At 71.5% G+C, this 22,015-nt stretch carries 23 protein-coding genes; 12 read left to right on the plus strand and 11 right to left on the minus strand.

The features are described 5' to 3' along the window. Window positions 1-32 precede the first annotated feature (32 nt). A complete protein-coding gene (gene urtA / locus ACSBPG_RS26335; protein ID WP_435540213.1) occupies window positions 33-1,298 on the minus strand; it encodes an urea ABC transporter substrate-binding protein in 1,266 nt (421 codons plus the stop codon). Between the two features lie 342 nt (window positions 1,299-1,640). Here urtA and ACSBPG_RS26340 point away from each other — a divergent pair, with 342 nt between their 5' ends. Both ACSBPG_RS26340 and ACSBPG_RS26345 read left to right on the plus strand, forming a co-directional pair. Further along, window positions 1,641-4,991 carry a hybrid sensor histidine kinase/response regulator gene (locus tag ACSBPG_RS26340; RefSeq protein WP_435540214.1) on the plus strand — a complete coding sequence of 1,117 codons (3,351 nt, stop codon included), beginning with the start codon at window positions 1,641-1,643 and terminating at the stop codon, window positions 4,989-4,991. Then, window positions 4,975-5,895 (plus strand): response regulator, encoded by a 921-nt coding sequence (locus ACSBPG_RS26345; RefSeq protein ID WP_435540215.1) that lies wholly within the window; start codon window positions 4,975-4,977, stop codon window positions 5,893-5,895. The genes ACSBPG_RS26340 and ACSBPG_RS26345 overlap by 17 nt, the downstream gene beginning before the upstream one ends. Window positions 5,896-5,967: 72 nt before the next feature. On the opposite strand, the gene ACSBPG_RS26350 is transcribed toward ACSBPG_RS26345, so the two are convergent. The 4 genes from ACSBPG_RS26350 to ACSBPG_RS26365 all read right to left on the minus strand — a co-directional run bounded on the left by ACSBPG_RS26350 (window position 5,968) and on the right by ACSBPG_RS26365 (window position 9,665). Further along, complete coding sequence (locus ACSBPG_RS26350) at window positions 5,968-6,387, minus strand: NUDIX hydrolase (RefSeq protein ID WP_435540216.1); 420 nt, start codon at window positions 6,385-6,387, stop codon at window positions 5,968-5,970. Window positions 6,388-6,713: 326 nt separating this feature from the next. After that, window positions 6,714-8,024 (minus strand): TRAP transporter large permease, encoded by a 1,311-nt coding sequence (locus tag ACSBPG_RS26355; RefSeq protein WP_435540217.1) that lies wholly within the window; start codon window positions 8,022-8,024, stop codon window positions 6,714-6,716. Between the two features lie 58 nt (window positions 8,025-8,082). Continuing rightward, window positions 8,083-8,601, minus strand: a complete 519-nt coding sequence (locus tag ACSBPG_RS26360; RefSeq protein WP_435540218.1) for a TRAP transporter small permease — start codon at window positions 8,599-8,601, stop codon at window positions 8,083-8,085. Next, window positions 8,598-9,665: a TRAP transporter substrate-binding protein gene (locus tag ACSBPG_RS26365; protein WP_435540219.1), complete on the minus strand. Its 1,068-nt coding sequence runs from the start codon at window positions 9,663-9,665 to the stop codon at window positions 8,598-8,600. The genes ACSBPG_RS26360 and ACSBPG_RS26365 overlap by 4 nt, the downstream gene beginning before the upstream one ends. Window positions 9,666-10,007: 342 nt before the next feature. On the opposite strand from ACSBPG_RS26365, the gene ACSBPG_RS26370 reads away from it, so the two are divergent. The 3 genes from ACSBPG_RS26370 to ACSBPG_RS26380 all read left to right on the plus strand — a co-directional run bounded on the left by ACSBPG_RS26370 (window position 10,008) and on the right by ACSBPG_RS26380 (window position 12,059). Further along, window positions 10,008-11,027: an alpha/beta hydrolase gene (locus tag ACSBPG_RS26370; protein ID WP_435540220.1), complete on the plus strand. Its 1,020-nt coding sequence runs from the start codon at window positions 10,008-10,010 to the stop codon at window positions 11,025-11,027. A 76-nt stretch (window positions 11,028-11,103) separates the two neighbouring features. Then, window positions 11,104-11,523, plus strand: coding sequence for an organic hydroperoxide resistance protein (locus ACSBPG_RS26375; protein ID WP_435540221.1), 420 nt, complete (start codon window positions 11,104-11,106; stop codon window positions 11,521-11,523). A gap of 89 nt (window positions 11,524-11,612) precedes the next feature. Beyond that, window positions 11,613-12,059 carry a MarR family winged helix-turn-helix transcriptional regulator gene (locus tag ACSBPG_RS26380; RefSeq protein WP_435540222.1) on the plus strand — a complete coding sequence of 149 codons (447 nt, stop codon included), beginning with the start codon at window positions 11,613-11,615 and terminating at the stop codon, window positions 12,057-12,059. Window positions 12,060-12,072: 13 nt separating this feature from the next. Here the strand turns inward: ACSBPG_RS26380 and ACSBPG_RS26385 are convergent, their stop codons facing one another. Beyond that, window positions 12,073-12,963 (minus strand): LysR family transcriptional regulator ArgP, encoded by an 891-nt coding sequence (locus ACSBPG_RS26385; protein WP_435540223.1) that lies wholly within the window; start codon window positions 12,961-12,963, stop codon window positions 12,073-12,075. A gap of 95 nt (window positions 12,964-13,058) precedes the next feature. On the opposite strand from ACSBPG_RS26385, the gene ACSBPG_RS26390 reads away from it, so the two are divergent. Continuing rightward, entirely contained in the window at window positions 13,059-13,661 is a 603-nt protein-coding gene (locus ACSBPG_RS26390; RefSeq protein WP_435540224.1) for a LysE/ArgO family amino acid transporter, read from the plus strand. A gap of 42 nt (window positions 13,662-13,703) precedes the next feature. Here ACSBPG_RS26390 and ACSBPG_RS26395 read toward each other — a convergent pair whose 3' ends face one another. Beyond that, on the minus strand, window positions 13,704-14,060 hold the full coding sequence (locus ACSBPG_RS26395; RefSeq protein WP_435540225.1) for an antibiotic biosynthesis monooxygenase family protein: 357 nt from the start codon (window positions 14,058-14,060) through the stop codon (window positions 13,704-13,706). A 24-nt stretch (window positions 14,061-14,084) separates the two neighbouring features. Continuing rightward, a complete protein-coding gene (locus ACSBPG_RS26400; RefSeq protein WP_435540226.1) occupies window positions 14,085-14,600 on the minus strand; it encodes a MarR family winged helix-turn-helix transcriptional regulator in 516 nt (171 codons plus the stop codon). A gap of 165 nt (window positions 14,601-14,765) precedes the next feature. On the opposite strand from ACSBPG_RS26400, the gene ACSBPG_RS26405 reads away from it, so the two are divergent. The 3 genes from ACSBPG_RS26405 to ACSBPG_RS26415 are packed head-to-tail and all read left to right on the plus strand — an operon-like array spanning window position 14,766 to window position 17,945. Beyond that, window positions 14,766-15,911 (plus strand): homogentisate 1,2-dioxygenase, encoded by a 1,146-nt coding sequence (locus tag ACSBPG_RS26405; protein ID WP_435540227.1) that lies wholly within the window; start codon window positions 14,766-14,768, stop codon window positions 15,909-15,911. A gap of 28 nt (window positions 15,912-15,939) precedes the next feature. Continuing rightward, window positions 15,940-16,959 carry a fumarylacetoacetate hydrolase family protein gene (locus tag ACSBPG_RS26410; RefSeq protein ID WP_435540228.1) on the plus strand — a complete coding sequence of 340 codons (1,020 nt, stop codon included), beginning with the start codon at window positions 15,940-15,942 and terminating at the stop codon, window positions 16,957-16,959. 35 nt (window positions 16,960-16,994) lie between these two features. Continuing rightward, entirely contained in the window at window positions 16,995-17,945 is a 951-nt protein-coding gene (locus ACSBPG_RS26415) for an MBL fold metallo-hydrolase (RefSeq protein WP_435540229.1), read from the plus strand. Window positions 17,946-17,986: 41 nt separating this feature from the next. On the opposite strand, the gene ACSBPG_RS26420 is transcribed toward ACSBPG_RS26415, so the two are convergent. Both ACSBPG_RS26420 and ACSBPG_RS26425 read right to left on the minus strand, forming a co-directional pair. Next, the gene (locus ACSBPG_RS26420) at window positions 17,987-18,202 is read right to left on the minus strand and encodes a hypothetical protein (protein ID WP_435540230.1); all 216 of its coding nucleotides are present in this window, start codon (window positions 18,200-18,202) and stop codon (window positions 17,987-17,989) included. A 44-nt stretch (window positions 18,203-18,246) separates the two neighbouring features. After that, the gene (locus ACSBPG_RS26425) at window positions 18,247-18,474 is read right to left on the minus strand and encodes a hypothetical protein (protein WP_435540231.1); all 228 of its coding nucleotides are present in this window, start codon (window positions 18,472-18,474) and stop codon (window positions 18,247-18,249) included. Window positions 18,475-18,662: 188 nt separating this feature from the next. Here ACSBPG_RS26425 and ACSBPG_RS26430 point away from each other — a divergent pair, with 188 nt between their 5' ends. Together ACSBPG_RS26430 and ACSBPG_RS26435 are read left to right on the plus strand one after the other, a co-directional pair. Continuing rightward, window positions 18,663-18,983, plus strand: a complete 321-nt coding sequence (locus ACSBPG_RS26430; protein ID WP_435540232.1) for a hypothetical protein — start codon at window positions 18,663-18,665, stop codon at window positions 18,981-18,983. A 255-nt stretch (window positions 18,984-19,238) separates the two neighbouring features. Next, on the plus strand, window positions 19,239-20,537 hold the full coding sequence (locus ACSBPG_RS26435) for a DEAD/DEAH box helicase (RefSeq protein WP_435540233.1): 1,299 nt from the start codon (window positions 19,239-19,241) through the stop codon (window positions 20,535-20,537). Window positions 20,538-20,807: 270 nt separating this feature from the next. On the opposite strand, the gene ACSBPG_RS26440 is transcribed toward ACSBPG_RS26435, so the two are convergent. Continuing rightward, entirely contained in the window at window positions 20,808-20,933 is a 126-nt protein-coding gene (locus ACSBPG_RS26440; RefSeq protein WP_435540234.1) for a hypothetical protein, read from the minus strand. Window positions 20,934-21,047: 114 nt separating this feature from the next. On the opposite strand from ACSBPG_RS26440, the gene ACSBPG_RS26445 reads away from it, so the two are divergent. Continuing rightward, window positions 21,048-21,443 carry a hypothetical protein gene (locus ACSBPG_RS26445; RefSeq protein ID WP_435540235.1) on the plus strand — a complete coding sequence of 132 codons (396 nt, stop codon included), beginning with the start codon at window positions 21,048-21,050 and terminating at the stop codon, window positions 21,441-21,443. The last annotated feature ends 572 nt before the right edge of the window (window positions 21,444-22,015 follow it).

The raw sequence follows: 22,015 nt of genomic DNA on the forward strand, positions 1-22,015 counted from the left end.
GGGAGGGTTAGGGTGGGGGCAAAGGTTCCGGCTTACTGGTAGCCCTTGGGGAAGGGGTCCGGCTCGACCAGGTCGGCGGTCTCGTAGATCACCTTGAACTGGCCGTCGCCCTGCACGCGGCCGACCCGGGTCTTGCTCCAGAGGTGATGGTTCTCGTGGACGCGCACGTAGCCTTCCGGCGCCCCGGTGAACTCGATGCCGGGCGAGGCCGCGGCGATCTTGTCGATGTCGAAGCTGCCGGCCTTCTCCACCGTCAGCTTCCACAGCCAGGGGCCGAGATAGGCGGCCTGGGTGACGTCGCCGATCACCATGTCCTGGCCCCACATGTCCTTGAACGCCTTGACGAACGCCTTGTTGTTCTCGTTCTCCAGCGACTGGAAGTACTTCATGCAGGCGTAGGCGCCGACGATGTTCTCGCCGCCGATGCCGCGGATCTCGTCCTCCGTCACCGAGATGGTCAGCAGCGTCTGACCCTTCTCCAGGTCGAAGCCGGCCGCCTTGAGCTGCTTGTAGAAGGCGACGTTCGAGCCGCCGACGATGATGGCGTAGATGACGTCCGGCTTCTTCAGCTTGATCTTGTTGATGGCGCTGTTGAACTGGGTGTGGCCGAGCGGGAAGTACTCCTCGCCCGCCACCTTCAGGCCGAGCACGTTCTCGATGTGCTTGCGCGCGATCTTGTTGGAGGTGCGCGGCCAGATGTAGTCGGAACCCAGGAGGTAGAAGGTCTTGGCCCCCTTCTCCTTGACCACCCAGTCGAGCCCGGCGATGATCTGCTGCGTCGCCTCCTGCCCGGTGTAGATGACGTTCTTCGACTGTTCCAGGCCCTCGTAGAAGGTGGGATAGTAGAGCATGCCGTTGTACTGCTCGAACACCGGCAGGACCGCCTTGCGCGAGGCGGAGGTCCAGCAGCCGAAGACCGACGCGACCTTGTCCTGGACCAGCAGCTTCTTGGCCTTCTCGGCGAAGGTCGGCCAGTCGCTGGCGCCGTCCTCCTGGACGAACTCGATCTTGCGGCCGAGGACGCCGCCCATGTCGTTGATCTGCTGGATCGCCAGCTTCTCCGCCTGCACCGACCCCGTCTCGGAGATCGCCATGGTGCCGGTGACGGAGTGCAGGATGCCCACCTTCACCGTCGTGTCGGTGACGGCGAGGCCGGTGGTGTTCACCGCGGCCGTGGCCGGCGCCGCGGCGCGCGCCAGACCCGGCAGCAGGGCCGCCGCCGGCAGGGCGGCCATCCCCATGAGCAGCTTGCGGCGCAACGGCGACGGCAGGCCCGTCTTCATGTCGTCGTGGGACATGACCCCTCTCCTGTTCCTGATTGTCGGTGTTTTGGGCGGCGGACCGTCGGGGGTCCGTGCGATGGGCCTATTTCCCGCCCGATGCGGCGATGCAGCAATACGTTAAATGACGTATGGTCTGGACAAGGCTGCCGGATTATTCTCAAAATCGAAATTGATATCCTGGGGCGCCTTGCGGTCGCCCCGAAGATGCCCTGTTAAGCGGAAATGTATATGCAGAACATCCGCAGCATGTGCGGCGCAATATGCTTGCGGAGATTTGCCGAACGGACTATCGTTGTGGGTGGTGTTGCTCTGTGCACTTGTCGCCCCGTGTAATGGCCGCCGGCGAAAGGGGGGCTGGTGATCGCGCGTCAGAAGATCGTCCGGGTGCGCCGGCGCTACAATCAGTGGGTGGCCAACCAGACGCTCGAGGACTACGCGCTGCGCTTCACGGCGGAGAGCGCCCGGCGCTGGTCGCCGATGCGGGTCGCCAACACCGCGCTCGGCGCCATCTCGTTCCTGGCGCTGGAGGCGATCGGCGGCACCGTCACCCTGGCCTACGGCTTCGACAACGCGGTGCCCGCCATCCTCGTCGCCGGGCTGGTGATCGTCCTCACCAGCGTCCCCATCGCCTACCACGCCGTCCGCTATGGGGTGGACATCGACCTGCTGACCCGCGGCGCCGGCTTCGGCTACATCGGCTCGACGATCACCTCGCTGATCTACGCCTCCTTCACCTTCATCTTCTTCGCCCTGGAAGGGGTCATCCTGGCCCAGGCGCTGGAGCTCTGCTTCGGCATCCCGCGCACCCTGGGCTGCGTCCTGGGTGCGGCGGTGGTGATCCCGCTGGTCACCCACGGCATCACCTTCATCAGCCGCTTCCAGGTGTGGACGCAGCCGGTGTGGGTGGCGCTGCAGCTTCTGCCCTTCGCCTGGCTGCTCGCCGCCCGGCCGGAGCTGGTGGAGGAATGGATCGGCTTTCCCGGCGGCGGGCCGGCCGGCTTCGACCTGCTGAAGTTCGGGGCGGCGACCACCGTCGTCTGCTCCCTGGTGGCGCAGATCGGCGAGCAGGTCGACTTCCTGCGCTTCCTGCCGCGGCGCGAGGGGCGGCCGGCGTGGTGGGCGGCGCTGCTGGCGGCGGGGCCGGGGTGGGCGGTGGTCGGCACGCTGAAGCTGCTGGCCGGGTCGTTCCTGGTGGTGCTGGCGCTGGGCGACGGGGTCGATTCCGCGCGCGCCGGCGAGCCGACGCAGATGTACCTCGCCGCCTTCGGCGCCATGCTGCCGTCGGGCGGCGCGGCGGTGGTGGCGGTCACCGGCGTCTTCGTCATCGTCTGCCAGCTCAAGATCAACGTGACCAACGCCTACGCCGGCTCGCTGGCGTGGTCGAACTTCTTCTCGCGCCTCACCCACAGCCACCCGGGGCGGGTGGTCTGGCTGGTCTTCAACGTCGCCATCGCCACCCTGCTCATGGTGTTCGGCATCTACTCCTCGCTGGAGCAGATCCTCGCCCTCTACTCGGTGGTGGCGATCGCCTGGGTCGGCGCCATGGTCGCCGACCTGACGGTCAGCAAGCCGCTGGGGCTCAGCCCCCGCCACATCGAGTTCAAGCGCGCCCACCTCTACGACATCAACCCCGTCGGGCCGGGCGCCATGGCGCTGGCGGTGGCGGTGGCGGGCTGCGCCCACGCCGGGCTGCTGGGCGCCGTGCCCCAGGCATTCACCGCCTTCGTGGCGCTGGGCACCGCCTTCGTCGCGGCGCCGGCGCTGGCCGCGCTGACGCGCGGGCGCTACTACCTCGCCCGGCCGGTGACCGAAGCGCCGGCGGGGGCCGGCGCCGGCGTGCGCTGCTGCATCTGCATGCACCGCTTCGAACCGGCGGACATGGCCTTCTGCCCGGCCTACGAGGGGGCGATCTGCTCGCTGTGCTGCACGCTCGACGCGCGCTGCCGCGACGGCTGCAAGCCGCGGGCGCGGCTGTCGGCGCAGCTCCAGGACCTCGTGCGGGCGACCCTGCCGGCCTCCCTGGCCGCCCGCCTCGACTCCCGCCTCGGCCACTATCTGGCGATCCTCGCCGTCTCCTACACGGTGCTGGGGGCGGTGCTGCTGCTGATCCACGCCAACCTGACATTGACCGGCGGCGGCGACACGACCGTGCTGACCCACGGCTTCTGGATGGTGTTCGTCATCCTCGCCATCGTCGCCGGCGTCGCCGCCTGGCTGTTCGTGCTGGCCCAGGAGAGCCGGCGCGTCGCCGAGGAGGAATCGCGCCGGCAGACCGGGCTGCTGCTGCAGGAGATCGCCGCCCACGAGCGCACCGACGCGGCGCTGCAGAAGGCCAAGGAGGCGGCGGAGGCGGCCAACCTCGCCAAGACCCGCTACGTCGTCGGCATCAGCCACGAGCTGCGGGCGCCGCTGAACGCCATCCTCGGCTACGCCCAGCTGCTCGACGCCGACGACAGCATCCCGCCGCACCGGCGCGACGCCATCCGGGTGATGCGGCGCTCCTCGGAGCACCTGTCGAGCCTGATCGAGGGGCTGCTCGACATCTCCCGCATCGAGGCGGGGCACGTGAAGCTGCACCGCGACGAGGTGCGGATCGGCGAGTTCCTGGAGCAGTTCGCCGGCATGTTCCGCATGCAGGCGGAGAGCAAGGGGCTGGGGTTCCGCTACGAGCGCCCGGACAGCCTGCCGGTCGCCGTGCGCACCGACGAGCGGCGGCTGCGCCAGATCCTCTTCAACCTGCTGTCCAACGCCGTCAAGTTCACCCGCAGCGGCCACGTGGCGCTGCGCCTGCGCTACCGCAGCCAGGTCGCCGAGTTCGAGGTGGAGGACAGCGGCCCCGGCATCCCGCCGGAGGACCGCGAGCGCATCTTCGAGCCCTTCGAGCGGGGCCGCGACGCCGGGGTGCGGCGGCTGCCCGGCATCGGCCTCGGCCTCACCATCACCAAGCTGCTGGCCGAGGTGCTGGGCGGGCAGATCGCGGTGTCCAGCGCGGTGGGGCAGGGCAGCGTGTTCCGCGTCAAGCTGCACCTGCCCGAGGTGACCGAGCCGCGACGCGACGGGCGGCCGACCCGGGCGATCGGCTACCACGGCCGGCGCATCGCCGTGCTGGTCGCCGACGACGACGCCCACCACCGCGAGCTGCTGCGCGACCTGCTGGTGCCGCTGGGCTTCCTGGTGCAGACCGCGCCGGACGGGGCGACCTGCCTGGAGCTGGCGGAGGCCGGGCGGCCCGACCTCGTGCTCCTCGACATCTCGATGCCCGACCTCGACGGCTGGGAGGTGGCGCGCACCCTGCGCGAGCGCCTGGCGGAGCGCACCGCCATCGTCATGGTCTCGGCCAACGGCCACGAGTACCGGCGCGGCGACCGCGATCCCCACGACGACTTCCTGCTGAAGCCGGTCGACCTCGATCTCCTCGTCGAGACCATCGGCGGCCTGTTCGGCCTCGACTGGACCCGCAAGGAGGAGGCGCCGGCCGGTCCCGCCGCTGGTCCGCCGGCCCGGCCCCTGCCGCGGCGCCACCTCGACGAGCTGCAGGGGCTCGGCGCCATCGGCTACGTCCGCGGCATCCTCGCCAAGCTCGACGCCATCGACGGCGAGGAGGCGGGCTACGCCGAGACCACGGCGGCGCTGCGCGCGCTGGTGCGGGACTTCGATCTCAGGCGCTTCATGGCAACGCTGGAGGGCATGCGTGAACGGGCCGAATGACGTCGCCTCGCGCGACATCGTCCTCGTCGTCGACGACGCTCCGGACTCCCTGAGCCTGCTGACGGACGCGCTGGAGGAGGCCGGCCTCACCGTGCTGGTCGCCCTCGACGGGCCGGCGGCGCTGGAGCTGCTGGAGCGGATCACCCCGGACATCGTCCTCCTCGACGCCGTCATGCCGGGCATGGACGGCTTCGAGACGTGCCGCCGCCTGAAGGGCCGCGGCGGCCTCGCCGACCTGCCCGTCATCTTCATGACGGGCCTCAGCGAGACCGAACACGTGGTGCGCGGCTTCGAGGCCGGCGGCACCGACTACGTCACCAAGCCGATCATCCCGCGCGAGCTGATCGCCCGCACCCGCGTCCATCTCGCCAACGCCCGCATGGCGCGCAGCGCCCGGGTGGCGCTGGACGCCACCGGCCGCTTTCTGTTCGCCGCCGACACGGCGGGCCGCGTGCGCTGGTGCACGCCCCAGGCGGCGCAGTTGCTGGCCGAGATCCTCGGGGCGCCCGACGCGGCGCTGCCTCCGGAGGTCGGCGGCTGGCTGGCCGCCAGCGCGGCGCACGGGCCGGCCGACGGCCCGCTGCTGGCGGGGGCGGGCGGGCGCGGCGTGCGCGTCGCCTACGTCGGCCGGATCGGCCCGGACGAGCACCTGCTGCGCCTCGCCGAGGCGGCGGCGGGCGGGCCGGAGGGGCTGCTGAAGGAGCGCCTGGCGCTCACCGCCCGCGAGGCGGAGGTGCTGCTGTGGCTGGCGCGCGGCAAGCCGAACCGCGACATCGCCGAGATCCTCGGCCTCAGCCCGCGCACCGTCAACAAGCACCTGGAGCAGATCTTCGCCAAGCTCGGCGTCGAGAACCGCACCGCCGCGGCCACGCTCGCCATCCGCACCATGGGCGAGGCGGCGTGACGGCGGGGCCGCCCGGTCACAATGCCCCGGTCACAATGCCCCGGTCACAGCCCCCCGGTCACAGCCCCCTCGTCACAGCCCCAGGCGCAGCCGCTGCAGCAGATCGATCAGCCCCTCCTCGGCCACCAGCAGGGCGGCCTGGGACGGCCGCATCCAGCGGCGTTCGCGCTCGTGCTTCTCGGGCCAGTCCGCCAGCTCCTCGTCGACCTGCAGGGGGAAGACCTCGACGACGCAGGGCACCGAGCGCTTGGCCGTCAGGCGCTTCATGTAGTGGTAGGCGCCGATCGGCTCCGCGGCGACGCTGCCGCGCAGGCCGGCCTCCTCGTAGGCCTCGCGGGCGGCCATCTCGTGCGGCTCCACCCCCTTCTCCGCCCAGCCCTTGGGAATGATCCAGCGCCGCGTCTCGCGCGAGGTGATGAGCATCACGCGCAGGCCGTCGTCGATCGTGAAGGGAAGCGCGGCGTACTGCCGGCGCGGTTTCTTTCGTCCCATGCAACACCGAACGCTTGGCAGCCGCCGTTGGTCCCGCAGCGACGCCGATGCACGGAGCAACCGAAGGAGTATGCCTGTTGCGACTACTTCCGATTGAAGCAGAAAAAAGGCCGCCGGGGAATCCCCAGCGGCCCGAGTCTTGGGAGGAAACGCAGGAATGCGTCTGCGTCACAGAGTATTGCGCCGCAACATCGACCGGCAACCCCTCCCGCGGGGATGGGTGGTATGCGCAGACTGCATAATTTTGCATGGTTGCCATGCAATTATGCAATGTCTGCGCAAAAGACCGGCATCTTGCCCGCGTCTTGGGCGATGGTGTCGCGCTCTCACATCAGCGACGGCAGCAGCAGCGACAGGGTGGGAAAGGCGATGATCAGGGCGAGACGGACGACGTCGGACAGGAGGAACGGCAGGACACCGCGGAAGATGACCCCGAGGGGGACGTCGGTGAGCACGCCGCGCAGCACGAAGACGTTCATGCCGATGGGCGGGCTGATCAGGCTGATCTCGGTCACCACGACGACGATGACCGCGAACCACACCAGCACCAGGTCGGGGTCGGCGATGCCGAAGTCGAGCTCCATGACGATGGGGTAGAAGATCGGCACCGTCAGCAGGATCATCGACAGGCTTTCCAGCACGCAGCCGAGCAGGAGGTAGATGGCGACGATCGCCAGCAGCACCATCAGAGCCGGCATGTCGAGATCGAGGATCCAGTCGCGCAGCGCGTCGGCGAAGCCGGCGAAGGTGACGAAGTTGGCGAACAGCAGGGCGCCGATGATCACCACGAACAGCATGGCGGTGGTGCGCGCGCTGTCCACCAGCAGGTCCAGCAGCACCGGCACCGTCAGCCGGCCGCGCGCCAGGGCCATCAGGAAGGCGGCGAAGGCGCCGACCCCGGCCGCCTCCGTGGGGGTGAACAGGCCGCCGTAGATGCCGCCCATGATGACGGTGAAGAGGATCAGCATGCCGGCGACGCCGCGCAGCGCCTTCAGCCGCTCGCCCCACGGCATGCGTTCGCCGGGGGGGCCGAGCGTCGGGTCGAGGGTGGTGGAGACGGCGATGGCGGCGACGTACAGGACGACGCCGAGCAGGCCGGGCAGGATGCCGGCGATGAACAGCTTGCCGATGTCGGCCTGGGTGAGCAGGCCGTAGATCACCATGATGACGCTGGGCGGGATGAGGATGCCGAGCGTGCCGCCGGCGGCGATCGAGCCGGCGGCGAGGCTGTCGGCGTAGCCGAAGGCGCGCATCGGCGGCATCGCCACCTTGGACATGGTCGCCGCCGTCGCGAGCGACGAGCCGCACACGGCGGAGAAGCCGCCGCACGCCACCACCGAGGCCATGGCCAGCCCGCCCCGGCGGTGGCCGAGGAAGGCGTAGGCGGCCTGGTAGAGCTCGCCGGAAATGCCGGCGCGGGTGACCAGGTTGCCCATCAGGATGAACAGCGGCAGCACCGACAGGGAGTAGGAGAAGCCGGCGTCGAAGGTGTTCTGGCGCAGCATCGCCAGCGCCGGCCCCCAGTCCACCAGCAGCGCGAAGCCGACCGTGCCGACCAGCGCCATGGCGAAGCCGATGGGCATGCGCAGGACGATCAGGGTGAACAGGGCGCCGAAGCCGACCAGCGATTCCGTCATGATGGGGTCCGATCGAGAGAAGAGGGCTGGCGGCCGCCGCGACGACGTACCCGCCCGGCTAGCCCCGCAGCAGCGCCGCCGCCCGGGCCGCCTGCACCAGCGCCGCGAGCGCGGTGGTGACGGCGGCGAGGTAGGCGACGGGGGCCAGCGGCAGGCGCAGGACGTTGGTGACGCCGCCCTCGTCGAGCAGGCTGGCGCCGCGCACCGCGAGCTGCCAGGCCAGCACGCCGAGCACCGCCGCCGACAGGAGGCCGGTCAGCCCGCCCAGCCGCCGCACCCAGCGCGGCGGCAGGACGTGGTCGATCAGGTCGACCATGACGTGCTCGTCGCGCTCGGTGGCCAGCGGCAGGCCGACGAAGATCAGCGCCGCCAGCATCATCGACGTCAGTTCGTAGGAGCCCGGCACGCCCTGGCCCAGCAGGTCGCGGCCCAGCACGTCGGCGGTGGTCATCGCCGCCATGGCGAACAGCAGCACCGCCGCGCCGACGCCGAGAGCCCGCGACAGGAGGCGATGGGCGCGGTCCGGCTCGGAGCGCTTGCCCGCCCCCGCCACGCCCTCGTGTGCCTCCACCGTCATGACGGCGGCAGGGTGATGCCGGTGGCGGCCCGCAGCTCGGCCAGCGCCGCCTTGCCGTCGACGCCGCGCTTGGCCTGCGCCTCCTGCGCCCAGTCGCCCTCCAGGGCGTTGACGTGCTTGGCGAGCGCCGCGACGAAGGCGGGATCGGCGGCGATGATCTCGATGCCGGCGGCCTCGATCTTCTCGCGGGCGACGCGGTCGGCCTCGATCCACGCCTTGCCGACCCGCCGGGCGAAGGCTTCGCCGGACAGCTTGGACACCGCCTCCTTGTCCTTGTCCTCCAGCCCGTCCCACTTGCCCTGGTTCATCACGAAGAACCAGGAGGTGTTGTAGATGCCGCCGGGCACGGTCGAGGTGTATTTCAGGTGGTCGGTCAGCTTGAAGGCGGTCAGCGCCTCCAGGGTGAAGGTGACGCCCTCAATGACGCCGTTCGACAGCATCTCGTACACCTCCGGCGACGGTGCCAGCAGCGGCGTCGCCCCCATGCGCTTCATCAGGTCGCTGACGTAGCCGCCGGGGACGCGCAGCTTCAGCCCCTTGACGTCGTCCGGCACGCGCACCGGCCGCACCCGGTTGTGCAGCACGCCCGGGCCGTGGGTGAAGACGCCCAGCGTGTGCACGCCGGCGTGCTCGTTGGCCTTGGCGAGGCGCTTCTCGTACTGGTTCCAGTAGGCGACCGACAGCTCGGCCGCGTCGTTGCCGAGGAACGAGAACTCGGCCAGCCGGCTCAGCAGGAAACGGTCGCCGGGGGTGAAGCTGTGCAGCCCGTAGGTGATGTCGGCCACGCCGTCGCGCGCCATGTCGAAGTGCAGCGGCGCCCCGCCGAGCGGCTTGGGCAGGATGCGGATGCGCACGCGCCCGTCCGTCGCCTCCTTCACCTCCTCGGCCCACGGCTCGAACGCGTTGACGACGATCGGGTGCTTGGGCGGCAGCCAAGACGAGAAGTTCAGGGTGGTCGCGGCGCGGGCGGCGCGCGGGGCCCCGAGGGTGCCGCCGGCGGCGCCCAGCGCCGCACCGGCACCGAGGCCGCGCATCAGGCTGCGGCGCGACAGACGGATGGTCATCGGTGTCTCTCTCCCGTTCGAGCGGTGTTCGGGCCGGCCTTCTGGTCGGGCCGGCCGGAGCGGTTTCGTTTCAGATGAAACGAGTTTGCCCGGCCGATGTCAATCGAATCATTCGGGCGGCCGACCGTCTGCGGCGGCAGCGGAGTCCCCGTCTCGCGGCCGGGACCGTCCGCTGGCAAACGCCGTGCCGGCGAGCCCTGCCGGATTCGCATTGCGCGCAATACAATAGCGCACGAGCAAATTGATTGCGCAAAATCGAATTGTGGGCGATTGTTCCCTCGACACCGGCCGCCGGGCTGCGGCGGCCCCTCGGGAACCGAGGAGAGAGAGGAGAGCAGATCCATGAGCACGTTGCGCACCGGCATCGCCGCCACCGTCCTCGCCACCACCCTGAACGCCACCACGGCGCTGGCCGCGCCGGTCCTCGAGCCGCGCACGCAGGCCTTCGTCGACGCCGTCGCCGCGGCGGGCGGCAAGCCGATCCACACCTTGGGCCCGGCCGAGGCGCGCGCCGTCCTCGCCGGCGCCCAGACGCCGGCCATTGCGAGCGCGCCCACCACGGTGGAGGACACCGAGTTCCCCGTCGGCCCGACGGGGCGGGTCAAGGTCCGCATCGTCCGCCCCGCCGGGGCGACCGGCATCCTCCCGGCCGTGATGTACTTCCACGGCGGCGGCTGGGTGATGGGGGACCGCGACACCCACGACCACCTCATCCGCGAACTGGCGGCCGGCAGCGGCGCCGCCGTGGTGTTCGTCGACTACGACCGAGCCCCGGAGGTCCGCTATCCCGAGAACGACGAGCAGGCGTACGCGGCGACCCGCTACGTCGCCGAGCACGGCGGCGCGCTGAAGCTCGACGGGTCGCGCCTGGCGGTGGCCGGCGACAGCGCCGGCGGCAACATGGCCGCCGCGGTGACGCTGCTGGCCAAGGACCGCCAGGGCCCCGCCATCCGCCATCAGGTGCTGTTCTACCCCGTGACCGACGACGTCTCGCAGAACGGCTCCTACACCGCGTTCGGCCAGGGGCCCTGGCTGACCACGGCGGGCATGCACTACTTCCTCGACGCGAACTACCCGGCGGAGTCGCGCAGCGACCCGGTGGCGTTCCCGCTGAAGGCTCCGCTCGACCGGCTCGCCGGGCTGCCCGACGCGACGGTGATCGTCGCCGAGAACGACCTGCTGCGCGACGAGGGCGAGGCCTACGCCCGCAAGCTGGCCGAGGCCGGGGTGACGGTCACCGCCACCCGCTACATCGGCACCATCCACGACTTCGTCATGCTCAACGGCCTTGCCGACACGCCGGCGGCCAAGGGGGCCGTCGCCCAGGCCGCGGCCGCCCTGAAGAACGCCTTGGCGCGCTAGTCGCGCCTCCCACCATCCCACCGGCGGGCGACCGGAACGGTGCGCCCGCCCCAACACCCCAGAAGGAGCACGGACCATGAAGATCCTCTACACCGCGAAGGCGACGGCGACCGGCGGACGCGACGGCCGGGCCAGCAGCGACGACGGGCTGCTCGACGTGGCGCTGGCGGCGCCCAAGGAGCTGGGCGGCAAGGGCGGCGCGACCAATCCCGAGCAGCTGTTCGCCGCCGGCTACTCCGCCTGCTTCATCGGCGCCCTGAAGTTCGTCGGCCAACGCGACAAGATCGCCGTTCCCGCCGACGTGTCGGTGGCCGCCCAGGTCGGCATCGGCCCGCGCGACGACGGCGAGGGCTTCGGCCTGGCGGTCGACCTCACGGTGTCGCTGCCCGGCGTCGAGCCGGCCGTGGCCGAGGATCTGGTCGCCCGCGCCCACCGCGTGTGCCCCTACAGCCACGCCACCCGCGGCAACGTCACGGTGACGACGGCGATCGCCTGATCCCCGCCCCATCGGCGCGCAATTCCCTGGAAAACCCGGGAATTGCGCGCAACTAATGGCGGAGCATCCCGCCAACCCCGGTCCGGGCCATGAACGCGAACGACCCCTTACTGCTGTCGAACCAGCTCTGCTTCGCCCTCTACGCCGCCCAGCACGCCATGACGCGGGTCTACCGCCCGCTGCTGGAGGAGATGGGGCTGACCTATCCCCAGTACCTCGTCCTGCTGCTGCTGTGGGAGACGGACGGCATGGCGGTGAAGGAGCTGGGCGAGCGCCTGGGGCTCGACAGCGGCACCCTGACGCCGCTGCTCAAGCGGCTGGAGGCGCAGGACGTGGTGCGCCGGTCGCGCGACGCCGCCGACGAGCGGGTGGTGCGCATCCATCTCACCGCCGCCGGCCGCGCCCTGCGGGAGAAGGCGCTCTGCGTGCCCGGCCGCATCGCCGCCGCCGCCGGCCGCCCGCTGGACGAATTGGCGGCGATGCGCGAGGACCTCGCCCGCCTGCGGGCGGCTCTGGACGCCGCCGAGGGGCGCTGACCCGCGCCGGCGCTCAGCCCGCCGCCGGACGCAGCCGGGCGCGGCCGGTGGCGAGGACGGCGCTGGTGAGATCGGCCAGCGTCGCGCTGGCGATCCGGCTGTGCTGCCAGTGCAGCGGCACGTCGAGCGGCCGGTCCGGCCGCAGTGCCACCAGGGTGCCGGCGCGCAGATGCCCCTCCACCAGGATTTCCGGATTCATGCCCCAGCCGAGGCCGGCGAGGGCCGCGTCGACGAAGGCCTGCGACGAGGGCAGCCAGTGGGCGGGCGGCGTCGCCTCGAGGCCGAAGGTGAGCCGCAGCCACTGCGCCTGGAGCTGGTCCTTGCGGTTGAAGACCAGGCAGGGCGCCCGGGCGGCGCTGCCGGCGTCGATCCCGCCGGCGAAGTGCCGGCGGACGTAATCCGGGCTGGCCGTCGCGATGTAGCGCAGGGCGCCGAGGGGCCGGCTGTCGCATCCCTGGACGGGCTCCTCGCGCGCCGTCACGGCGGCGAGCACCTCGCCGTTGCGCAGCCAGTCGGCGCTGTGGTCCTGGTCGTCGAGGACGAGGTCGAACAGGCATCCCGGCACCGCCGCCATGGCGGCGACGAACCAGGTGGCGAGGCTGTCGGCGTTGACGGCGATGCGCAGCGCCACCGGCGGGCCGTCCGCGCCGATGCCGGGCAGCGCGCGGCGCAATTCCCCCTCCAGGAGGGCCACCTGCTCCACGTGCTGGCAGAGGCGCCGGCCGGCGGCGGTCCCGGTGCAGGGCTGGCCGCGCACCACGAGGACGGTGCCGAGCCGTTCCTCGAGCTGCTTGACCCGCTGCGACACCGCCGACGGCGTCACGTGGAGCCGCTGCGCGGCGCGCTCGAAGCTGCCGCTGCGGATCACCGCCGCCACGGCGGCGAGGAGGGGATAGTCGAGCACGGATTAGCTCCGCTTAACCGATCCGAGAAACGGTAAATTCCCTAAACCGTGTCGCGGTGATAGCACGGATCCGTTCACCGACGAACGGAGTCGTCATGATCGCCGCCTTCGCGCCGGGGCTCTTCCTCGGCCTCAGCCTGATCGTCGCCATCGGCGCGCAGAACGCCTTCGTGCTGCGCCAGGGGCTGCGCAACGAGCACGTCCTGGCCGTCTGCCTCGCCTGCGCGCTCTCCGACGCCGTGCTGATCCTCGCCGGGGTGGCCGGCTTCGCCCAGGCGGGCGGCCGCTGGCCGTGGTTCGACCTCGCCCTGCGCTGGGGCGGGGCCGCCTTCCTGGTCGCCTACGGCGTCCGCAGCCTGCGCGCCGCGCTGCGTTCGGACGCCGCCTTGACGACCGCCGCCGCAGCAGCACCCGCCGGGCTGGCGGCGACCCTGGCCACCTGCCTGGCGCTGACGTGGCTGAACCCGCACGTCTATCTCGACACGGTCGTCCTCATCGGCTCGGTGTCGGCCCGCTTCGCCGGCGCCGAGGGCGCCTTCGCCCTCGGGGCGATGACCGCCTCCTTCCTCTTCTTCTTCGCGCTCGGCTACGGCGCCCGCCTGCTGCGGCCGGTGTTCGCCCGGCCGGCGGCGTGGCGGGTGCTGGAGGTCGTCATCGCCGTCGTCATGTGGACGATCGCCGCCACCCTGGTGGCGTGAGGGCGCGCATGCGGCGGCGGCCCGCCGAGCGCGGTCCGGGCCCTACGGGGCGCCTGGCGGCGCGCCGGTCACGCCGTGGCTGTGGCGCAGCCGCAGGATCTGCACCGCCCGGGGAAGCTCGATCAGGAACTCGGGGTCGCGGTCGAGGTGGTGGATCGCCGTCGGGTCGCGGCCGGTGAAGGCGGCCATGTCCTCGACGCTCGCCCAGTAGGAGACCGTCACGAACTCCGTCTCGTCCTCCCGGTCCTCGCGGAAGGTCTGGACGCCCAGCGCCTTCTCGATCAGCGGCTTGATCCCGGCCTCGTGGTTGTAGGCCTCGTAGGCGTCGGCGTCCGCGCGCCGGGTGCGCCCGCGCCAGATGCGGACGATCGTCGGTCGCGTCCCTGCGGTCCCGTCCATCGGCTCCCCCGTCGGTCCGAAGCGTCAGTCCACCCCGTCGGCCGTGCCGCCCGGCGCCAGCGCCTCGGCGCGTCCCTTCAGCGCCGTGAGCAGCCGGTCGAGCAGCGCCACCTCCTCAACCGTCATTCCCTCGACCAGGTCACGCTCGATGGCGCGGGCCAGCGGCACGATCTCGCGGTAGGTGGTCTGGCCGCGCGCGGTCAGGGTCAGCACGTTCTGCCGGTGGTCCTCCGGGTTGTCGGTCCGGCTCACCAGTCCCGACGCCACCAGGCGCGCGACGGCGCGGCTGACCTTCGCCTTGTCCATGGCGGTGCGCCGCGAGATCTCCTGGGACGAGGCCGGGGCGTAGCGGCCGAGCACCGCCACCACGCGCCATTCCGGGATCGACAGGCCGAACGCCGTCTCGTAGCGCCGCGCGAAGGCGCGGCTCACCAGATTGCTGACCACCGACAGCCGGTAGGGAAGGAAGCGCTCCAGCTCCAGCGCCTCCTCCTCGGGACGGAGGGGCGGGGCGGGGGAGGGCGCATCGGAATCGGGCATGGCAGGCCTTCGCTGGAGGTGCGGATCGTGGGGCTTGCAATTCGTTTCGTTTGAAACAATTCTACCGCCGAGCGCCACTGCGTCAAGCCCCCGGGGCGGCTTCCGGCGCGGCCGCCGCCAGGGCGGCCGACGGAGCCGGCGACAAGGGGGAAGGGAAGGGTAGCGATGAAACAGTACATCTCGTTCCCGCGGGTCGAGGGCACGGCGTCGCGCCAGGCCCACGCCGACCTGCCGGCGGGGACCTACGAGCGCGAGCTGGGCAAGGAAGGATTCTTCGGCCCCGCCACCCACATGTACCACAGGCACCCGCCGACGGGATGGACGGCGTGGGACGGGCCGCTGAAGCCGCGCGCCTTCGATCTGGCGCGGCTGGAGGGGCCGCAGCCGTCGCCGTGGGACGCCGGCGCGGTGCTGCACAACGCCGCCGTGAAGATCCGCCTGTGGCGCGCTCCCGACGCCATGGACCATCTCGCCCGCAACGCCGACGGCGACGAGCTGCTGTTCATCCACGCCGGGCGCGGCGACCTCTACTGCGATTTCGGCCATCTGGAGTTCCGCGCCGGCGACTACCTCGTGCTGCCGCGCTCCACCATGTGGCGCATCGAGTGCGCCGAGCCGGTGACGGCGCTGCTGGTGGAGGCCACCAACTCCACCTTCCGCCTGCCCGACAAGGGGATGCTGGGGCCGCACGCGATCTTCGACCCGGCGATGCTCGACGTGCCGGCGCTGGACGAGGCGTTCCGGGCGCAGCAGGACGAGCGGGAATGGCGCGTGCGGGTCAAGCGCCGCGACGCCGTCACCACCGTCACCTATCCCTTCAACCCGCTGGACGCGGTGGGCTGGAAGGGCGACCTGGCGGCGGTGCGGGTGAACGTGACGGACATCCGTCCGCTGATGAGCCACCGCTACCACCTGCCGCCCAGCGCCCACACCACCTTCGTCGCCGACCGCTTCGTCGTCTGCACCTTCGCGCCGCGCCCCTTCGAGAGCGACGAGGGCGCCCTGAAGGTGCCGTTCTTCCACAACAACGACGACTATGACGAGGTGCTGTTCTATCACGCCGGCGACTTCTTCTCGCGCGACAACATCCATCCCGGGATGATGACCTTCCATCCCTGCGGCTTCACCCACGGGCCGCACCCCAAGGCGCTGAACAACGCCTTCACCCCGAAGAAGCCGGCCACCGACGAGTACGCCGTGATGATCGACGCCCGCGACGCCCTGGAGGTCGGCGACGCCGCCCGCCGCGTCGAGTGGCAGGGCTACGTCGACAGCTGGAAGACGCCGGCCCCGCCCAAGGCGGCGGAATAGCCGGCCGGAACAGGGAGACACCGCACCGATGAAGCTCGCGTCCCTCAAGGAGGGCGGCCGGGACGGCACCCTCGTCGTCGTCTCGCGCGACCTGACCCGCGCCGTGGCCGTGCCGCAGGTGGCCGCCACGCTGCAGGCGGCGCTCGACCACTGGTCGGCCACCGAACCGCACCTGCGCGCCGTCGCCGCCGCCCTGGAGAGCGGCGAGGTCGGCGAGACCTTGCCCTTCGACCCCGCGGCCTGCACGGCGCCGCTGCCGCGCGCCTACCAGTGGTGCGACGGCTCGGCCTACGTCAACCATGTGGAGCTGGTGCGCAAGGCCCGCGGCGCGGAGATGCCGCCCAGCTTCTGGACCGACCCGCTGATGTACCAGGGCGGCTCCGACCGCTTCCTCGGGCCGTGCGACCCCATCGAGGCGATCTCGGAGGCCCACGGCATCGATCTCGAGGCCGAGGTGGCGGTGATCACCGACGACGTGCCCATGGCGGTGACGCCGGAGGCCGCCGCCGGCCACATCAAGCTGCTGATGCTGGTCAACGACGTGTCCCTGCGCGGCCTGATCCCGGCCGAGCTGGCCAAGGGCTTCGGCTTCTTCCACGCCAAGCCGGCGTCGAGCTTCGCGCCGGTGGCGGTGACGCCGGACGAGCTCGGCGCGGCGTGGCGCGAGGGCAGGGCGCATCGGCCGCTGCTGTCCTTCATCAACGGCGTGCCGTTCGGGCGGCCCGACGCCGGCGTCGACATGACCTTCGACTTCCCGCACCTGGTGGCCCACGCCGCGGCGACCCGGCACCTGGGGGCGGGGACCATCGTCGGCTCGGGCACCGTGTCGAACAAGCTGGACGGCGGCCCGGGCAAGCCCATCGCCGAGGGCGGCGTGGGCTACTCCTGCATCGCCGAGCAGCGGACCGTGGAGACCATCGTCGCCGGCAAGCCCAGCACGGAATTCCTGCGCTTCGGCGACCGCGTGCGCATCGAGATGCAGGATGCCGAGGGACGCAGCGTCTTCGGCGCCATCGACCAGGAGGTGGTCCGCTACACCGGCGCGTGAGCGGACCCGCGAGACATCAGGGAGGATCAAGGACCATGGCCAAGGCGTTCGCGTCGCAAGCCGACCTCGAGGAAAAGAAGGAAACCTTCGCCGAGCTGGCGGAGGGGGTGTACTGCCTGACGGCGGAGGGGGACCCCAACTCCGGCGTCATCGTCGGCGACGACGGCGTCATGGTGATCGACGCCCGCGCCACGCCGGCCATGGCCGAGGACCTGGTCCGCCACATCCGCCGCGTCACCGACAAGCCGGTGCGCCACGTCCTCCTCACCCACTACCACGCCGTGCGCGTGCTGGGCGCGTCGGGCTACCGGGCCGACAACGTGATCGCCTCGGACGCCACCCTGGAGCTGATCCGCGAACGCGGCCAGCAGGACATGGATTCGGAGATCCAGCGCTTCCCGCGCCTGTTCCGCGCCGTGGAATCGGTGCCCGGCCTGACCTGGCCGACCATCGTCTTCCACGACCGGCTGGTGATGTGGATGGGCAAGCGCGAGGTGCACATCATCCACGCCGGGCGCGGCCACACCAAGGGCGACACCGTGGTGTGGCTGCCCAAGGAGAAGGTGCTGTTCTCCGGCGACCTCGTCGAGTACGGCGCCACTCCCTACTGCGGCGACGCCTATTTCACGGACTGGCCGGGCACGCTCGACCGGCTGGGCGCGTTCGCGGCGGACAAGATGGTGCCGGGCCGCGGCGAGGCGCTGACCGACGGCGGCCAGGTGCGCGACGCCCTGGCCCAGACCCGCGGCTTCCTCACCGACCTGACCGCGGTGGTGAAGGAGGGGGTGGCGGCGGGCCACGGGCTGCAGCAGGTCTACCGCACCGCCCTGGAGCGGCTGGAGCCGACATACGGCGGCTGGGTGATCTTCCAGCACTGCATGCCGTTCAACGTGACCCGCTGCTTCGACGAGATGAGCGGCATCCGCGACCCCCGCATCTGGACCGCCGAGCGCGACCTGGCGATGTGGGCGGAGCTGAACGGCTGAGGCCGGGACGGGGAGGGCGCCGCGCCGCGGCGCCCGCTGCCTCACGCCGCCACCGACTCCGCGACCGGGATGCGGTAGCCGTCCCGCTGCTCGCCGAGGGAGGCCAGCAGCTCGACCAGGCTGTCGCGCACGAAGGCGTCGTCGGCCGTCGCGAGGCGCGCCCGCACGCGGTCCATGAAGGCGTCCAGCAGGTCGCGGTGGACCTCGGCGGCGGCATCGATCGAACGCGGGGTGGCGAAGGCGAGGACGGCGGTCATGGCGGCGGTCTCCGGAAGCGGGGTGGCGAGGGGGCGGCGTCGGGTCAGGCGGCGGCCGGCGCGTCGGGCGCCGCGAAATAGCCGTCGTGCTGCTCGGTCAGGGTGACCAGCAGGTCCTTCAGGCTGTCCTCGATGAAGGGATCCCGGGTCTCGTCCATGCGGCTCTTGACGAGGCCGATGAACTCCTCCAGCAGTTCGCGATGGGCCTGGGAGGCGATGCCGACCGACGGCGCGGCGGTGGCGGCGGCGATGGTGGCGGCGAGCGTCGTCATGGCTGGCTCCTCTTGGGATGGTGCGCTTCGTTGAGATCATCAAGCCATCCTGCCAGTTAACGAGAGATTAACATCACCTTCCGCGACTTGGGTGCGTGCAGGCTAATACTTCCATTTACCTCGAACGGGGCGGTCCGATCCTTCGGGGAGACGAACGGGCCGGAATAATACGATAGGGGTAATCAGGTTTGTCGAGTTTGCGCCGCTATCTCGTTCTGCTGCTGGCCATGGTCGGCGCGGCGTTCCTGGTGTTCGGCGGCGATCCGCCGGAGGAGGCCGCGGCGCCCGACGCCCGCGCCTTCGTCGCCGCCTGCGAGGCCGGTCCCTTCGCCGCCGCCCACGCCGCCGAGCCGGTCGAGGCGGCGCGCCTGTGCTCGTGCGTCCTCGCCTGGCACCTGCGGGACGGCGGCCGGCTGCCCGTGGAGGGGTACGCGTCGGGCGCCACCCCGGTTGGCGCCACCGACGCGCGGGCCCGCGAGGCCTGCCTGTCCGGCCGCATGCCGCGGTGACCGTCCGTCGCGACAAAGAAAGCTGGTGTTGTGCGTCGCAACACCCTATATGAGAGGCGCTTTCGTCGGAGGCGTGTTCGTCGTCCGAGCGAGGTTCGACAGCTCGGCCGGCGGCTTCCCTGGCCGCCGGGCATCCGACGGCCGGGACCCCGGGTTCCGGCGCCCACGCGCCTCCTCTCCTCCGGCAAGCGTCCTTGACCGTTCCGCGGCTTCACGACGGGCCGCGGCTCCGTCGCTTTGCCTTGGACCGATCCTTTGTCCTTTTCCGATCTCACCCTGCATTCCGATCTCCTGCGCGCCCTCGAACTCGCCGGCCACACCGCGCCGACGCCGATCCAGGCGGCCGCGATCCCGGTCGCCCTCGAGGGCCGCGACGTGCTCGCCACCGCCGACACCGGCACCGGCAAGACCGGCGCCTTCCTGCTGCCGTCGCTGCACCGCCTGATGGCGGCCGACGACGCCTCCGTGGCCGCCGCCCTGCCGCGGCCCTTCGGTCCGCGCGTGCTGGTGCTGGCGCCGACCCGCGAGCTGGCCCGCCAGGTGACCCAGGCGGCCCGCACCTACGTCAAGTTCCGCCGCCTGTTCGTCGCCGACATCCTCGGCGGCGTGCCCTACCGCCAGCAGCTGCGCGACCTGTCGCGGCGCAACGACGTCATCGTCGCCACGCCGGGCCGCCTGCTCGACCACGTGCGCCGCGGCACGGCGCGCCTCGGCGACGTCGAGGTGCTGATCCTCGACGAGGCCGACCGCATGCTCGATCTCGGCTTCGCCGAGGACATCCAGGCCATCGCCTCGGCCTGCCCGGCGGCGCGCCAGACCCTTCTGTTCACCGCCACGCTCGACCGCCGGATGGAGGGCATCGCCCGCGGCCTGCTGCGCGACCCGGCCCGCGTCGCCGTGGAGAGCACCCCGGCCAGCGCGCCGAAGATCGAGCAGCGCCTGCTCTACGCCGACGACCTCCACCACAAGCGGCGCCTGCTGCAGCACATCGCCGGCCTCGACGAGGTCGGCAAGGCCATCGTCTTCGCCGCCACCAAGCGCGATGCCGACGAGCTGGCCGAGGCGCTGGCCGCCGACGGCCACGCCGCCGCGGCCCTGCACGGCGACATGCGCCAGGAGGCCCGCACCCGCACGCTCGGCCGTCTGCGCGACGGGCGGGTGCGCCTGCTGGTCGCCACCGACGTGGCGGCGCGCGGCATCGACGTGCGCGACATCACCCACGTCATCAACTTCGACCTGCCGCGCAATCCCGAGGACTACGTCCACCGCATCGGCCGCACCGGCCGGGCCGGCGCGGAGGGAATCGCCATCTCCTTCGCCACCCGGGCCGACCACGGCGTGCTGCGGGGAATCGAGCGGCTGATCGGCGACCGCGTGCCGGTGCACCGGGTGCCGGGGCTGGAGCCGACCACCCGAGTCGACGCCCCGCCGCGGGGTGCGCGCCCCGGACGGCGGCCCGGCGGGCCGTCCCGCGGCGGCCGGCCCTTCGAGTCGCGGGGCCGCGACTCCGGTGCCCGCCCCGCCCGGTCCGCCGCCTTCGGTCGCGACCGCTGAATCCACAATTGATGGATTCACCAGCACCGGGAATCGCGCTATATCTCGGTTCATGGCGATGCAGAGCGGCTACATCCGGTGTGCCCCTTCCGACTGGCCCGATCTGAGCCGGTTCGTCCGCTTCGTGCGGGCGGAGGGGCGGTGCGAGTGTTGCGGCCGTCCGCACGGGCAGCAGGTCCGCTGCCTGCCGGACGGCCGCTGGTTCGACGCCGGGGGGGACACCTGGCGTGACGGTGGCGGCCGGGCGGCGGCCTGGCCCGACATCGTCGACTATGCCCGGGTGCGCACCACCCGGGTGGTGCTCGCCGCCTGCCGGCGGGACGGGCGGCCCGGCGTCCAGCCCGCCGTGGCGCTGACGCCCGGCCAGCTCGTGGCGCTGTGCCAGCGCTGCCGCATGATTCGCCATCGTATGGAACATCGGCAACGTTCACGCATTACCATCCTGCTCAGACGGGCTCTCGGCGATCTGTTCCTGGGAGCCTATCGCGACACAACGACGACAGAGACACCATGCAACTCCGCACCGACGACCGGTCCGGACGCCGCCGGCAGCCTCGAGGCGCCACGGACCCGATCGCCCAGGCGCTCGATCTGCTCGCCCACCCCCGCCACGGCGAGGCCGTGACCAAGGCGGTGGAGGCTTGCGTCAGCGCCGACTTCGAGGAACGCAAGTACTTCGCCGCGGCGGCCGGCAAGGTGAAGGGCCTGGCCGGTGCCGAGGCGATCCGCCAGGCCGTGCGCAACTACCTGCTGGGCCTGCGCCACGGCGTCGTCGCCGACCGCGCGTCGACGCTCGCCCGCCTCGCCGAGGCGGTGGCCCGCATCACCGGCGCGCCGTCGCTGCTGGCGCGGCCCGAACTGGACCCGCACGCCGCAGCCGAGGCGCTGTTCCGCCGCACCGCCTGACGCACGATCCCGCCGCCTGCCACGACGCCGGAGCCCTCGGGCTCCGGCGTCGTCACATTTTCGGCGAAGCGCCGGAGCCCTCGGGCTCCGGCGTCGTCATCGTCCGGTAAGAAACCGCTGGACAGGGGTGCTGGGCATCCCATATAAGCTCGCCTCCCCCGCCGGTGCCCTGGTGCCGGCATCCGGGACCCGCCTTCTTGAACAATCCCATACCACCGGTGCTGCCGATCTCCTCGGCGGCGCGATGGCGCATAGGATAGTCCAAGTATTTCTGAACCACTGGACCCTGGTCGATTTGTTCGGCCGGTCCATCGTCTCGGCGTCGATTGGCGCTCTGCGGCGGCGGTTCAGAAAAAAGCGAGGGGGTTGCGATTTTGGTCTTGACCGGCCCGGCGCAACCGACTAGATATCCGGTCACCGAGCGGCGCCGAGCCGCCGGGGCGAACCCTCCGGGGAGCGCCGGGGTCTTTGACAATCGAAGAGTGTTTCGAGACAGGATGCGCAGGCGGATGGGCTCTGTGGTCCGGTTCACGGGAGTGGATTGGACATCGGGTCGTTCGCAAGTCGCATCT

Source organism: Azospirillum sp. ST 5-10 (assembly GCF_051225715.1).
GTDB lineage: Bacteria > Pseudomonadota > Alphaproteobacteria > Azospirillales > Azospirillaceae > Azospirillum.

What these genes read in the sequence shown, in the direction of transcription:
- ACSBPG_RS26410 (WP_435540228.1), top strand. Translation starts at nt 15,940, where the DNA reads ATGAAGCTCGCGTCCCTCAAGGAGGGCGGCCGGGACGGCACCCTCGTC.
- ACSBPG_RS26415 (WP_435540229.1), top strand. Translation starts at nt 16,995, where the DNA reads ATGGCCAAGGCGTTCGCGTCGCAAGCCGACCTCGAGGAAAAGAAGGAA.
- ACSBPG_RS26360 (WP_435540218.1), bottom strand. Translation starts at nt 8,601, where the DNA reads ATGACGGTGGAGGCACACGAGGGCGTGGCGGGGGCGGGCAAGCGCTCC.
- ACSBPG_RS26405 (WP_435540227.1), top strand. Translation starts at nt 14,766, where the DNA reads ATGAAACAGTACATCTCGTTCCCGCGGGTCGAGGGCACGGCGTCGCGC.
- ACSBPG_RS26420 (WP_435540230.1), bottom strand. Translation starts at nt 18,202, where the DNA reads ATGACCGCCGTCCTCGCCTTCGCCACCCCGCGTTCGATCGATGCCGCC.
- ACSBPG_RS26440 (WP_435540234.1), bottom strand. Translation starts at nt 20,933, where the DNA reads ATGCGGCAGCGCTGGCACAGCGCCACGAGCTGGCCGGGCGTCAGCGCC.
- ACSBPG_RS26370 (WP_435540220.1), top strand. Translation starts at nt 10,008, where the DNA reads ATGAGCACGTTGCGCACCGGCATCGCCGCCACCGTCCTCGCCACCACC.
- ACSBPG_RS26395 (WP_435540225.1), bottom strand. Translation starts at nt 14,060, where the DNA reads ATGGACGGGACCGCAGGGACGCGACCGACGATCGTCCGCATCTGGCGC.
- ACSBPG_RS26375 (WP_435540221.1), top strand. Translation starts at nt 11,104, where the DNA reads ATGAAGATCCTCTACACCGCGAAGGCGACGGCGACCGGCGGACGCGAC.
- ACSBPG_RS26445 (WP_435540235.1), top strand. Translation starts at nt 21,048, where the DNA reads ATGCAACTCCGCACCGACGACCGGTCCGGACGCCGCCGGCAGCCTCGA.
- ACSBPG_RS26365 (WP_435540219.1), bottom strand. Translation starts at nt 9,665, where the DNA reads ATGACCATCCGTCTGTCGCGCCGCAGCCTGATGCGCGGCCTCGGTGCC.
- urtA (WP_435540213.1), bottom strand. Translation starts at nt 1,298, where the DNA reads ATGTCCCACGACGACATGAAGACGGGCCTGCCGTCGCCGTTGCGCCGC.
- ACSBPG_RS26400 (WP_435540226.1), bottom strand. Translation starts at nt 14,600, where the DNA reads ATGCCCGATTCCGATGCGCCCTCCCCCGCCCCGCCCCTCCGTCCCGAG.
- ACSBPG_RS26380 (WP_435540222.1), top strand. Translation starts at nt 11,613, where the DNA reads ATGAACGCGAACGACCCCTTACTGCTGTCGAACCAGCTCTGCTTCGCC.
- ACSBPG_RS26350 (WP_435540216.1), bottom strand. Translation starts at nt 6,387, where the DNA reads ATGGGACGAAAGAAACCGCGCCGGCAGTACGCCGCGCTTCCCTTCACG.
- ACSBPG_RS26355 (WP_435540217.1), bottom strand. Translation starts at nt 8,024, where the DNA reads ATGACGGAATCGCTGGTCGGCTTCGGCGCCCTGTTCACCCTGATCGTC.
- ACSBPG_RS26390 (WP_435540224.1), top strand. Translation starts at nt 13,059, where the DNA reads ATGATCGCCGCCTTCGCGCCGGGGCTCTTCCTCGGCCTCAGCCTGATC.
- ACSBPG_RS26425 (WP_435540231.1), bottom strand. Translation starts at nt 18,474, where the DNA reads ATGACGACGCTCGCCGCCACCATCGCCGCCGCCACCGCCGCGCCGTCG.